This window comes from Christiangramia echinicola DSM 19838 (assembly GCF_000423065.1).
In the GTDB taxonomy this organism is placed as follows: Bacteria; Bacteroidota; Bacteroidia; order Flavobacteriales; family Flavobacteriaceae; genus Christiangramia; species Christiangramia echinicola.
Genome location: NZ_AUHG01000010.1, coordinates 820,434 through 833,179 on the forward strand (window position 1 = coordinate 820,434; position 12,746 = coordinate 833,179).

At 37.1% G+C, this 12,746-nt stretch carries 10 protein-coding genes; 4 read left to right on the top strand and 6 right to left on the bottom strand.

Annotated elements, in window-relative coordinates:
* The first annotated feature begins 1 nt into the window (after position 1).
* Positions 2-553: a DUF4296 domain-containing protein gene (locus G530_RS16540; protein WP_084519399.1), complete on the top strand. Its 552-nt coding sequence runs from the start codon at positions 2-4 to the stop codon at positions 551-553.
* On the opposite strand, the gene G530_RS0104350 is transcribed toward G530_RS16540, so the two are convergent.
* Positions 550-1,560 (bottom strand): NAD-dependent epimerase/dehydratase family protein, encoded by a 1,011-nt coding sequence (locus G530_RS0104350; RefSeq protein WP_026933366.1) that lies wholly within the window; start codon positions 1,558-1,560, stop codon positions 550-552. The genes G530_RS16540 and G530_RS0104350 overlap by 4 nt on opposite strands.
* 168 nt (positions 1,561-1,728) lie before the next feature.
* Here G530_RS0104350 and tyrS point away from each other — a divergent pair, with 168 nt between their 5' ends.
* Positions 1,729-3,024 (top strand): tyrosine--tRNA ligase, encoded by a 1,296-nt coding sequence (tyrS, locus tag G530_RS0104355; protein WP_026933367.1) that lies wholly within the window; start codon positions 1,729-1,731, stop codon positions 3,022-3,024.
* Positions 3,025-3,382: 358 nt separating this feature from the next.
* On the opposite strand, the gene G530_RS0104360 is transcribed toward tyrS, so the two are convergent.
* The 4 genes from G530_RS0104360 to G530_RS0104375 all read right to left on the bottom strand — a co-directional run bounded on the left by G530_RS0104360 (position 3,383) and on the right by G530_RS0104375 (position 9,790).
* Positions 3,383-4,357, bottom strand: a complete 975-nt coding sequence (locus tag G530_RS0104360; protein WP_026933368.1) for a LuxE/PaaK family acyltransferase — start codon at positions 4,355-4,357, stop codon at positions 3,383-3,385.
* Between the two features lie 85 nt (positions 4,358-4,442).
* On the bottom strand, positions 4,443-4,781 hold the full coding sequence (locus G530_RS0104365; protein WP_026933369.1) for a T9SS type A sorting domain-containing protein: 339 nt from the start codon (positions 4,779-4,781) through the stop codon (positions 4,443-4,445).
* Positions 4,782-4,946: 165 nt separating this feature from the next.
* Positions 4,947-6,929: a hypothetical protein gene (locus G530_RS0104370; protein WP_026933370.1), complete on the bottom strand. Its 1,983-nt coding sequence runs from the start codon at positions 6,927-6,929 to the stop codon at positions 4,947-4,949.
* Positions 6,930-6,988: 59 nt separating this feature from the next.
* Positions 6,989-9,790, bottom strand: a complete 2,802-nt coding sequence (locus G530_RS0104375; RefSeq protein WP_026933371.1) for a TonB-dependent receptor — start codon at positions 9,788-9,790, stop codon at positions 6,989-6,991.
* A gap of 178 nt (positions 9,791-9,968) precedes the next feature.
* On the opposite strand from G530_RS0104375, the gene G530_RS0104380 reads away from it, so the two are divergent.
* Positions 9,969-10,652 (top strand): response regulator transcription factor, encoded by a 684-nt coding sequence (locus G530_RS0104380; RefSeq protein ID WP_026933372.1) that lies wholly within the window; start codon positions 9,969-9,971, stop codon positions 10,650-10,652.
* Entirely contained in the window at positions 10,652-11,731 is a 1,080-nt protein-coding gene (locus tag G530_RS0104385) for a sensor histidine kinase (RefSeq protein ID WP_026933373.1), read from the top strand. Before G530_RS0104380 ends, G530_RS0104385 begins: the two co-directional genes overlap by 1 nt.
* On the opposite strand, the gene G530_RS0104390 is transcribed toward G530_RS0104385, so the two are convergent.
* Positions 11,669-12,730 (bottom strand): glycosyltransferase, encoded by a 1,062-nt coding sequence (locus tag G530_RS0104390; protein ID WP_026933374.1) that lies wholly within the window; start codon positions 12,728-12,730, stop codon positions 11,669-11,671. The two genes, G530_RS0104385 and G530_RS0104390, sit on opposite strands and share 63 nt — an antisense overlap.
* Positions 12,731-12,746 lie beyond the last annotated feature (16 nt).

The following is a 12,746-nucleotide window of genomic DNA, read 5'->3' on the forward strand; positions in this document are numbered from 1 at the left end:
TTTGAGAAATAGGCTCGTTTTTTTACTTCTGATATTTGTTTCATTTTCCTGTCAGGATCTTAAAACAACAGAAAAACCGGAAGATCTAATTTCGGAAGAAAAAATGGTAGACGTGCTTACCGAGATGGCGCTTCTCCATGCCGCCAGAAATTATAATAAACAGAAATTAGAGGAAACCGGCATAAAGCCAGACGAATATATCTACGAGAAATATAATATTGACAGTCTTCAGTTTGAAAAAAGTAATAATTATTATGCTGAGCAGTATAGCGATTATGAGCGCATCTACGATAGTGTAAAAGTTAGATTGCAAATAATGAAAACAAGGCTGGATTCTTTGAGGGATATTGAAATTAAGATCGAAGACAGTATTAAACTTTCCAGGAAAGATTCGTTAAAGATAAAAGATTCTTTAGAGGTTGATTCTCTTAAGGTTGATTCTTTAAAAATAGATTCACTAAAACTAAAGAGGTTAGATAAAGTAAGGAATCGAAGGGATAGCTTAATCGCTCCGCCGGTAAAACTTAATCGAGATCCTAAGTCAAAAGATTAATTTTCTTTCCTGTAGATCAAGGCAGTTTCCTCGATAACGGTTTCCATCGGTGTGAAATGAAAATCCAGGTATTCTCTAATTTTAGAGTTGCTGAAGTTAGTTTCTTTAAATAAGCCATTTATGGAGTCATACGTAATCTCCCTTTTTAAGCCGAATAAACTACCTGTTTTTTGAAAAAACCAGCCCAGTGCGATCATCCACTTTTTTAGCTTCCTGGAAGGTTTGGGCTTATCTAGAAACTTTGCAGTACTATTAAGAACCTTCTCAAAACTTAAGTTTTCAGAAATAACAATGAAATTTTCATTTTTCACTGGTGAATTTACCAGTTGGATCATGCTTTTTACAACATCTTTTACTCCAACAAAACCAGTGACCTTAGGGAAATGATAATTTAACCCATTATCAATTTTTTTGAAGATCTTACCACTGCCAGAATCCCAGAATCCTGGGCCAATTATGACTCCCGGATTAACAATAACCGCATTAACACCTTCCTGAGTTCCTCTCCAAACCTCTATTTCTGCCCCATATTTTGAGATTGCATAGTCGTTATGATCATCTTCAGGATTCCATTTGGCTGTTTCATCAATTCCATTATTCTTGATAGAAGAACCAATGGCCGCTACACTGCTTACATAACAGAGTTTCTTTATTTTATGATTAATGCATTGATTTACAATATTGGCAGTTCCTTCAATATTGACTTTTCTAAGTTCTTTTTCGTCTGAAGGATCAAACGAGATGAGTGCGGCACAATGATAAACGTATTCAACTCCGGTGAAGGCTTCTTCCAGAGCGGGTACATTATTAATATCGGCTCTTATCCAGTCGATCTTATTAAATAAATTATCTGCATCGGTACTAGTGGCATAGTAGCCAAATACCTTCCTGACAAAGCTAATATCGCTCGTTGGGCGCACAGCTGCCTTAAGCTTTACGTTATTTTGCGCCAGTTCATATAAAAGATGGGCGCCAACTAAACCTGTTCCTCCGGTTACCAGAATCATGCGGTAAATATAACCAAACCACTTAGGAAAAATAAAGCTTTATGGTATCTTTACGGCTGCTTTAAAAGAGCATTTAAATTTTAAAGAAATTACTATTGAAAATTCTGTAATAAGACTGGATTTTAGATAGGGAATCACATCTAAGGTGTAATTCAAAATATAATTAAGATGATAAAAAATCTGGTAGAAGAACTCCGTTGGCGTGGCATGTTGCATGACACCATGCCGGGAACTGAAGAACATTTAAATGAGAAAATGAGATCTGCATATGTTGGTTTTGATCCAACGGCCGATTCTCTTCATATAGGAAATTTAGTGCCTATCATGCTCCTGGCGCATTTACAAAGAAGCGGTCATAGGCCGGTTGCTTTGGTAGGAGGAGCAACAGGAATGATTGGTGATCCTAGTGGTAAGTCTAGTGAAAGAAATTTACTAGATGAGGAAACGCTACGTCATAATCAGGAATGTGTGAAAAACCAGTTATCTCAGTTCCTGGATTTTAAAAGTGGGAAAGAAAATGATGCTGTGTTGGTGAATAACTACGATTGGATGAAGGAAATAAGTTTTCTGGAATTTATTAGAGATGTAGGTAAGCATATTACCGTTAATTATATGATGGCTAAAGATTCTGTTAAGAACAGGATCTCTGGAGAAGGAACGGAGGGGATGTCTTTTACAGAATTCACCTATCAACTTGTGCAGGGCTATGATTTCTACCATCTTTTTGATACTATGGAGTGTACCCTACAAATGGGAGGAAGCGACCAGTGGGGGAATATAACTACAGGAACAGAACTGGTAAGAAGAAAAGGCGGAGGTAAAGCTTATGCTATAACCTGCCCTCTTATTACAAAAAGTGACGGTAGCAAATTTGGAAAAAGTGAGGGAGGGAACATCTGGCTTGATGCAAAAAGAACCTCACCATATAAATTTTACCAGTATTGGTTGAATACTAGTGATGAAGATGCTGAAAAGTATATTAAGATCTTTACCTTTTTAGATAAGGCTGAAATAGATTCTATAATAGAAGATCATAAAGAAGCACCGCATTTAAGAGTATTACAGAAAAGTCTTGCGAAAGAAGTTACTACTACTGTGCATAGCGAAGAGGAATATGAAAATGCTGTTGCCGCTTCTGAAGTTTTGTTCGGGAAAAGTACCGCCGATGATTTCAGGAAGTTGAATGAAGCAACTTTTCTAGATATTTTTGAAGGAGTTCCGCAAGCCGAGGTAGCCATGAGTGATATTGATGCTGGATTGGATATGATAGCTGCTCTTGCGGCAAAGACCGGATTTCTTAATTCTAATGGGGAGGCTAGAAGAGCTTTAAAAGAGAATTCGGTATCTGTGAATAAGGCAAAAGTGAAAGAGGATTACACCATTACGGCATCAGATCTAATTAACGGGAAATACGTTATTCTTAATAAAGGAAAAAAGAACACTTATATTATCCAGGCGAAATAGGTTTAGAATAATTAGGATAAGTTCCAAACCATGTCGATTACTTTTACGTAAATAGTTAGTGTATAGAGACATGAATAAATCTAAAGCCGAAAATATTGTTAGTTAAACCATTATCATATTAGTTATGGTGTTAATATTTTTAATCGCCATTTACAATTAAAAATTTTTTAATTGAATAGGTGAGTACTAGGAATACAAAAGCCTTCAGAGTAAATCTGAAGGCTTTGCAACTAACTAACCAATCTAATATGAAAAATTTTCACTTAGCCGCAGAATGCAAATGCTTATATGTCATTTCTCATTCTGCTCTAGTTGTGTCGTAAATTTTTCAAATACTTTACAACAAGGATCATTTTTTTTACAATAATAAAAGATTACATCCTCTTACGTCACTATTATCAAATCTTCCCAGTATTTCAACTTGATCATTTTTTTGTTTCCCAAGGTCCTGTGTAGCAATAAAGGAGCAAGAATTTATATTAGCCAGATCAATCACATTTATGCCTCCTGTCCTACCATTGGGTAAAAAAGATAAGGCGTCTTCAGGATCACGAATTAGGATCTTCATCCATGGCGGACAGTCGAAAACTCCGCAGCCTTTAGAGTAAGCCTGTGATAAAAGCTCTGTCATACCATATTCACTATGAATTTGCTTAATTCCAAATCCTTCTCTTAAGTTGGCATGTAGTTCTTCCCGAATCATTTCCTTGCGTCGACCTTTCATTCCGCCGGTTTCCATAACGATCGTATTTTTTAGCTTGAACTGCTTTTTTTCAACCAGGTCCAGCAACGCGAAAGAAACTCCAATTAGAAATACTTTTTTACCGTTTTTATCAAGGTTTTCTAGCATATTAGAAAGTTCATCCAGGTTATCTAGATAAAAGCCACTATTCTTATCCTTAGAATGATTTATCAGGGAATCTACCATATAGATAAGGGAAGATCCTGTTCGTTCGAGATAAGAAGGTAATAATGCCAGGAAAGTATATTCTTCAGGTAAATCATAAAATAATTCGAAAGCTTTTAAAAAGCTCTTTTCATATAGCCTAAGATCGGTAACATGATGTTTACTGGTAATAGAGCCTGTAGTTCCGCTACTGGAAAAGGTTATTTGAGACTCGTCTGTACCAGTTATTAGTTTTTCGCTTTTAAAGAATTCTATCGGGAGATAAGGAATTTCGTCTAAGCTGTTTACGTTTTCAGGGTTTCGATTAAGAAGACTGCAGAATTTGCTATAAATACTGTTATTATCAAACTGGTATTTAAATACTTCTAAAGCCAGAGTTTTGAACTCCTGCTCATTTGAGATTTCAAAGATTTTATTTTCTAGCATAGGGAGCTTAAGAAGTTTTCCTCAAAATTAAGCAATAAAAAAAGCCTCTGAAATAGAAGCTTAACAAAAATAGAGTGGTAGAAAGTTACTTAACCACTAACTTTCTAGTAGCCTTGGCTTTTCCTTCTTGAATCTTAAGAATATAAATCCCTGGAGTTAAAGTAGATACATCCATTTCTCTGCCTCTTAATCGGGTTTTATGAACTGGTTTGCCTAAAACGTTGTAAATCTCAATTACTTTATCCTGATTTTTAGTTGTAGAAATATAAACTTTGCCACCGGTAACGGGGTTAGGATAAATTGATAAACCATCGATAGGAATTTCTGTTCGTTCTGGAACACGATCAGATTCCTGAGCATTTGCCGGAGCGGCAATCATCAGGAAACTAAAAAGAAAAAGGGTAAATAGGTACTTTTGCTTCATTCTTTATGATCGAGGTTTAAACAAACTTACAAATAAAAATTCAAAAATCCTGCCATTAAATTTATCTAAATAAAAAAATATAAAATAAAAAAAAGGGTTGCACGTTGCAACCCTTTGATTTTGGCTAATAATTGATATTCAAATTATTACGAAAGAATTTAGTTTTTAGTTTACCCAGTTGAACATAGCTACATCTACAGTTGTATCTGCATTATATACAGCATTAAGGTCTACTATATTTCCATCAACTGTAATTCCTGTAAGATCTGTCCTGTTCTCATCAGTGATATCAATAATTGTTTCATATCCACTCAATGATAGCCCGGTTATTTCAGCACCCGACTGTGCTTTAAACTGTAAAGCAGTTCCACCGGTTGTAGAAACCGCGGTGAAGTTGATGATCTTAGGCATTCCGTTCAATTTATCTGCTTCAATAGCAGTAGAGAAGTTTTCGATGGTATGACTCACGTATGTGTTTTCAATGGTTCCATTCCATCCTTCAGTCCAGTCTACTGCATCATCCTGATTATTTTCAAGGTATATGTTTGAAGCGGAAACAGTACCTCCAAAGAATTCTACGCCATCATCTTTACCATTAAGAATAGCTATATTTTCAATGGTAGTTCCAGATCCAACTGCATAAAGAGATAGACCGTTATACTGAGAATCTGGGTTTATTGATGCTCCTGCATCTTTAAGGATAAGGTAACTGATGGATCCTGAATTGTCATCATCTGCCGTTCCACCATAAAGAATACCTCCAACTTCTGCAGTTACATTCGTACCAGCATCTGTAGACGCATTACCAGCGATCACAAGACCACCCCAGCTTCCGGCTTCACCAGAATTAGAAGACATTACCACCGGGTTGCTTTCTGTTCCCTGTATATCGATCATTCCACCTCTTTGAACTACGATATAGATACTTGTCGCATTAGTTTCGCTATCACTTCTGGCAGTAATTTGAGTTCCGGCAGGGATTGTAAGTTTACCACCATCTTCTACTGAAACAGTACCGCTAATTACGTATTGGTTATTTGCATCTAGAGTCAAATTACCTCCAACAGTCGTAGGTAATACAGATACTTGTTCTCTATTTGAGATCCAGTCGAACATAGAAACGTTTACGGTAGGATCACCAGAATAATTCATTGCAGGATCTGCTGTAGCACCATTTAAAATGATATCTGATAGGTCTGTTCTGGAATCATCTGTAATATCTACAGAAGTATTATAGCCTGATAGGGAAAGACCAGTAATAGTAGCCCCAGAAACCGATTTGAATTGTAATGCAGTTCCGCCGGTTGTAGATACGGCAGTAAAGTTGGTGATCATCGGGTTTCCATTATCCTTATCTGCTTCAATAGCAGTTGAGAAGTTCTCGATAGTATGTAATACATATACGTTATCTAAAGAACCACTCCATCCCTCAGTCCAGTCTACGGCATCATCTTCGTTGTTTTCAAGGTAAAGGTTAGTTACTGAAACAGTACCTCCAAAAAATTCAACTCCGTCGTCGGCACCATTTACAAGGGCAACATTTTGAATAGATGTTTCAGAACCAACTCCGTATAGGGAAAGTCCGTTGAATTGAGAATCCGGGTTGATAGAAGCACCTGCGTCAGATAATACAAGGTAGTTGATAGAACCAGAATCATCATTCGCATCTGTACCTCCGTATACTATACCTCCAACCTCAGCAGTAATATTAGAACCTGCAGTTGATGGAGCGTTACCGGCGATGATCAATCCACCCCAGGTTCCGGCTTCACCACTGGCAGAACGCATAATTACCGGGGCAGATGAAGTTCCCTGGATATCTATTTGTCCGCCTCTTTGTACCACAATATATACGTTAGTAGCTGAACTTTCATCGGTATCTGTATCAGCGATAATTTCTGTGCCCGCAGGAATGGTTAAAGTTGCTCCGGCCTCTACAGTTAATATGCCTGTTAAGCTATAAGTTTCTGAAGGGTCTAGTGTTCTATCTTCTTCTACAGATCCATTCAGCTCAAGATCTTCAGATGGTACCTGCCCGGAATCATCTGTAGGATTGATGACCTCAATCGAGTTGTCGCTACTACATGATGATGCAAGCATTCCTAATGCAATCGCAGACAATAGCGTAATTTTTTTTAAGTTTTTCATAATCTAAATTTTAAAATACTAAGGTTTAATAATGGTTTATGGTTAAATAAAATTGATGGTTAAAAACTATAGTTTACTCCCAGGCTTAGTACGGCTCCACGATCGTATGATCTAACAGTTTGATTAGATTCTCCTGCGGTTCCGGAAATTGGCCTTACAGCCTGAACTCTTTCAATTTCTGGGTTAAGTAAATTCTGCCCTCTAAATTCAAGCGACCAATGGTCATTAAGTTCTTTAGACATAATAAGGTCTAGCGTAACAAATCCTTTCTCTATGATCTCATCATTGTATTGAATATCTATCTGCTCTAATACCTGTGTTTCCGGGTTTCCAAGGGCGTAGATCTTATCTGAAGCATAAGCACCAACAAGAGTCGCTGTGAATGGATTTTCGGTTTCTGTTGAAACATTTAGAGAAGCGTTGAAGATCCAGTCTGATGCCCCCTGTAATCCAATCTCTTCTTTACCATTGTATCTGAATGTTCTAACGAAATCACCATTTTCATCAAATACATCTTTTAGATCCTGAGAATGCCACATTCTGGTAACATTTCCTGAAACTGCCAGGTCCAGACCTGCTTCGTTTTCATTATCTATAACATCCATTCTGGCTTCAAGTTCCAGTCCGTAGATGTTGGCTTCGTCACCTGCATTAAAGTATGAGAACACTGGTGCAGAACCTCTTTCTCTAGCTTTGTTTATAGGATCATTGATTTTTTTGTAGAATCCTGTTAGCGAGATCAATTCTCCTGAACTTGGGAAGATCTCGTATTTAAGGTCAAAATTGGTGTTGGTAGATGCCTCAAGGTCTGGATTACCTCTGGTGACAAGACCGGTTTGAGATACATATTCAAAAGGAGCGATCTCTTTGAATTCTGGTAACGTAATAGTTCTACTTGCTGCTAACCTGATATTAGAATTCTCAGTTGGAGAGTACCTAAAGTTTACACTAGGGTAGATGTTATCGTAAGATTTAAAAACAAAATTTGGTAGGTTTTGAGGATAGTTGTTTACATCAAAGATCACATCTATATCATCATTTTGATATCGTGCGCCTATGTTCAAATTCCATTTTGCATTTCCATAATTAAAGAATGCAAAACCTCCTAGAGATTCTAGAGTTGCATTATAGAGGTCTGGATCAAGATTTTTAACCTGTAGAGAGCGATTATTGAAATTCTCTGTAGTGAAAATTCCATCGAAGTTATCTATAGAGGTAGGGTTTACAGTATTGAAATTTCTTTCTACCACACCATAAAATCTGGAATAAAAGTCTCTTTCTTTATATCTGTAATTTCCACCAATCTCGAGGAAAGCTTTCTTTTCAGTTTCTTCGTCATTAATGAAATAATATTTATTCTGGATCAATCCATTTAATTCTTGATCATCTATCTGCTGATTAGATTTTCGCTGTTGGTAGTCACCTGTCTCACCCAGTAAAATTGGTTCACTTGGATTGAGATTTACTTCGTTTCTTATACGATTGGGTTCATCTGCATTTACCGTATTGTAGCCTAAAGCCCATTCAATTTCATTCTTGTTGTCCCACATTTCATGAAAACCGTGTAATTGATTTACCCAAAGTCTGGTTTGCTTAGTATTCTGGTCACGAATAAACTGGTTGAATCCATCTCCACGGTCACTTTCTTCAAATACAACACCTTCACCATTTCTACCGGCTTCAAAAACTTCATCAGAAACCTTATTGATGAATAAACTTGTTGCCTTGATCCTGTTTCTATCGTTTATTTCATAACCAAGATCTAAAAGGGCGGTATTATTATCTGTCTTTTTATAATTTGTTGCATCTGTGAAGCCGTCCTCAAAGTCGTTATTACGATAATTGGCAAAAGTTCCCTGATTAAATTCAAATTTCACAGAGTTTGATGCGGTAAATAAAACTCTAAAATCTCCAAATTCTTTCCCGGCAGTAAGAGCGTATCTTCGGTTTACTGGTAGTACGGCTTTGCCTGGGTCCCACCCCTGGTTGTTAAGGGAATATTCTGTTGGGATGGCCTGATCGTAAAATCCGAAATAAACATCCTCCTGGTTTGGAGAAACTTTAAAATTGCTGAATTCACCAGCTGCATTAGTATTAGTTCCAAATCTAACTCCTAGATCCAATTCACTGTTCCCTCTTAGTTCTCTGGAAGTTATATCGATATTACCAGAAGCCTGATCTGCAGAGTTCTCTGGAGAATAGTTCTTACTAATTGAGATGTTCTGGATAACCCTGGTTGGAAATAAACCAAGATCTATATTCTTTCTTTCTACATCGTCTGAAGGGATTGGAAGCCCGTTCATGGTAGTGTATAAATAACGATCTCCTAATCCTCTTACGAAAATATCTCCGGAAGCCTCACTACTGGTTACACCAGAAATTTTTGTCGTTGCTGTGGCAGCATCGGATACTCCTAATTTGGCTAATTCCTGAGCTCCGATGCTCTCTTTTATATCTACTGAATTTTTCTGTTCTATAAGGAGGGCAACCTCAGAATCTCTTCTGGATACAGTGGTGATCACTACTTCGTCTAGCGCTGCTGCGCTGGATCCAAGATCTGTATTTATCTCAGTCACTTTTCCAGCTTCAACTACAATATCTGGAACTTCTAAAGTTTCATATCCAACAAAGCTGAACACTACAGTATAGGTTCCTGGTTCTAATTTGTCTAATAAGTATATTCCGTCATAATCTGAAGTAGTTCCCTTAGAAGAATTTTTTAATAAAACATTGGCGAAAGGTAGGGGTTCGCCATTCATTTCTTTATCTGATAGTTTTCCGCCAATTGCTCCGGTGGTTGTATCCTGAGCCTGAATGGAAGTTGCAATAAAAATTAATGATAATAATAGAAATCGTTTCATGTTGTTTTTTGCTAATAAATCTCGCTGCAAATTAACAGCAAGAACCCTTGAAGTATGTTACCTCAGAATTAATCGTTCGTCATTAAAGGGTTAGTTTAACGTTACTAATGTGTTAAGGCCTTAATAGTTCAAATTATTGGTTAATTTTATGGGCTCTTAACCACAGCTAAAACTAATTATGAAGAAAAAAGACATTACAATATTACTGGTAGACGACGAGCCGGATATCCTGGAAATTGTGGGCTACAATCTCACTTCTGAAGGCTATAATGTGATAACTGCAGATAATGGAGCTGATGGAGTGAAGCTTGCAAAAAAGAATAAACCGCATCTAATAATCCTGGATGTTATGATGCCAGAAATGGATGGGATTGAAGCCTGTGAGCAAATAAGAAAGTTACCAGACCTGGAAGGGGCTATCATTACTTTCTTAACTGCCAGAGGGGAAGATTACTCTCAAATGGCTGGCTTTGATGCAGGAGCAGACGACTATATTACCAAGCCAATTAAACCAAAAGTTTTGGTTAGTAAGGTGAAGGCATTATTAAGACGTTACCGTGAAGAGGATAATTCTTCTCATGTTGTTAAGCTTGGTGATATTATTATTAATCGCGAGGAATATAAGATCACCCAGAAGGGCAATGAAATGGCCCTGCCACGAAAAGAATTTGAGTTGCTTTCTCTTTTGGCTTCTAAACCTGGAAAAGTATTTAAGAGAGAAGATATTCTTGATAATGTATGGGGAAATGATATAGTGGTAGGAGGTAGAACCATAGATGTGCATATTAGAAAACTCCGTGAGAAAATTGGTGACGATAAGATCAAAACCATCAAAGGTGTGGGCTATAAGTTTGTAGTTTAATGTCTCAAAAATTTAAACGTTCATATAGGTTTGCATTAAGAACAGCGCTTTATATAAGTGTTTTTCTCACTATCCTTCTGGGCGGTTTTATGTATTTTGGTCTAAGGTCTATCTGGATCGCCTTATTAATTTTTGCGACCCTATGTTACCTTTTTACCTTTTTGATTATTCAATACAGAGTGGAACGGTTTATATACCGAAGGATTAAAAAGGTGTATGATAATGTATCCTTACTTGATTCAAAAACCTTAAGTCCTACTCAAATCACTACAGATATGTCCAGTCTTACCCGGGAGGTCAAGAAATTTGCTGAGGACAAAAAGCTGGAGATCGAAACCTTAAAAGTTAGGGAGGTATATAGAAAGGAGTTTATGGGAAATGTATCTCATGAATTAAAAACTCCTTTGTTCACTGTTCAGGGGTATATTCTTACGCTACTTGATGGCGCGCATAAGGATAAGGCAATTCGGAAAAAATATCTTGCTCGCGCAAATAAGGGGGTAGAAAGACTGATTTATATAGTAAAAGACCTTGATATGATCACCAAGCTTGAAACCGGTGATCTTCATTTAAGGTATGAAACATTTGATATTGTTGAACTTATCCAGGCTTCGTTCGATCTTTTAGAAATGAAAGCGGCAAAGAAGGAGATCACCCTGACTTTTGATATTGATTATGATGATCCGGTTTACGTAAGGGCAGATAAGGAAAGGATTCAACAGGTGCTTACCAATCTTATTGTAAACTCTATAAAGTATGGTAAAAAAGGTGGTACTACAGAAATAAGTATTGAAAATCTCATCAAAAATAAAGTGATCGTAAGGGTGACAGATAATGGTGAGGGAATTGAGCACGAGAATATTCCGCGATTATTTGAACGTTTCTATAGGGTAGATAAAAGTGGTTCGCGTAAAGAAGGAGGTTCTGGATTAGGACTTTCTATTGTGAAGCATATCTTAGAGGCGCACGATGAAAAGATCTATGTAGAAAGTGTTTTTGGCGTAGGGAGTGAATTCTCATTTACTATGGAAAAAAGCAAGGCGATCCCTGAGGAGCGGGTGATCCCCGAAATCACTTAAACCGGCATAATTTGCGATCCTGCCTAATTTCGAAATAGTGAAATCCTCCTGCCTGCAATAAGGTGCTAAACCTAGTTTCTCCATCCTTTTTGCTAGATATTTCTGTTCTTCCTGACCTGGAGTAGGAATAAAAAAAGCTTTCTTTTCCAGTTTAGATAGATCCATCAAAGTAGTGTAGCCAGATCTGGAAATAATATACCTGCTGCAGTTTATAGATTCTTCTAATGATTCACCAAAGGAATAGTTCTGGACCTTAATATTGGAATTTGAATTTTCCAAATTCTCCTGCGAAATAACGCCTCGAATAAAAAGAATCCTGAATTCAGTGTTTTTAAATTCCTTAAGAAGAATAGATTCTAATATTGTGCGTTGAGGTTCAGGGCCACTTAAAAGTACCAGGAAATCATAAATTAATGCAACCTTCTTTTTTTTAAATCGGCTTAAAACTCCAATGTATTTCACATTGCGTGGAAAGTTTTTTTTATGCCCCAGGATTCCGCTTAGATTGGTTTCTCCCTGAGTATCGGGTATCCAGCATTCATCGAATTTTTCGATGTAGTTCTGCTGAATATAACTACTTAAAACGGTAGTGCTTCCGCTTAGAACATTTATCTGGTGTGTTATAAAAACATTCTTTTTAATAAGGTCGCTTCTAACTCCCCAGCGGTTATCTGAAATTATTCCGCTTAGATCATACTTCTTAACCAGGTCACTGGTTAGATCATTTTCAGCTTTGATAGTTTTAATGAACTTTGGTGTTTCCAGAAGTAGTTTCCATTTGAGTAGAGAACCATTTTTGGTGTATTCTATATTATAGGAGGGGAGTTCCTCGAAGGTAGAACCTGGAAATTCTCTTTTAAGAAGTTGAAGTGCCTGCCCGTCTGATGCTATAATCACCTCGAAACCAACAGCTTTTAATTCATTGATAATTGGGATACACCTGGTGGCATGACCAAGTCCCCAGTTAAGAACAGCCACCAAAATCCTCTTATTTCGCATATTACAAATATATTAT

Bases quoted from the DNA above. Each gene is read 5' to 3' on its own strand.
- G530_RS0104350 (WP_026933366.1), bottom strand. From the start codon at position 1,560: ATGATTCTGGTAACCGGAGGAACAGGTTTAGTTGGCGCCCATCTTTTA.
- tyrS (WP_026933367.1), top strand. From the start codon at position 1,729: ATGATAAAAAATCTGGTAGAAGAACTCCGTTGGCGTGGCATGTTGCAT.
- G530_RS0104360 (WP_026933368.1), bottom strand. From the start codon at position 4,357: ATGCTAGAAAATAAAATCTTTGAAATCTCAAATGAGCAGGAGTTCAAA.
- G530_RS0104365 (WP_026933369.1), bottom strand. From the start codon at position 4,781: ATGAAGCAAAAGTACCTATTTACCCTTTTTCTTTTTAGTTTCCTGATG.
- G530_RS0104370 (WP_026933370.1), bottom strand. From the start codon at position 6,929: ATGAAAAACTTAAAAAAAATTACGCTATTGTCTGCGATTGCATTAGGA.
- G530_RS0104375 (WP_026933371.1), bottom strand. From the start codon at position 9,790: ATGAAACGATTTCTATTATTATCATTAATTTTTATTGCAACTTCCATT.
- G530_RS0104380 (WP_026933372.1), top strand. From the start codon at position 9,969: ATGAAGAAAAAAGACATTACAATATTACTGGTAGACGACGAGCCGGAT.
- G530_RS0104385 (WP_026933373.1), top strand. From the start codon at position 10,652: ATGTCTCAAAAATTTAAACGTTCATATAGGTTTGCATTAAGAACAGCG.
- G530_RS0104390 (WP_026933374.1), bottom strand. From the start codon at position 12,730: ATGCGAAATAAGAGGATTTTGGTGGCTGTTCTTAACTGGGGACTTGGT.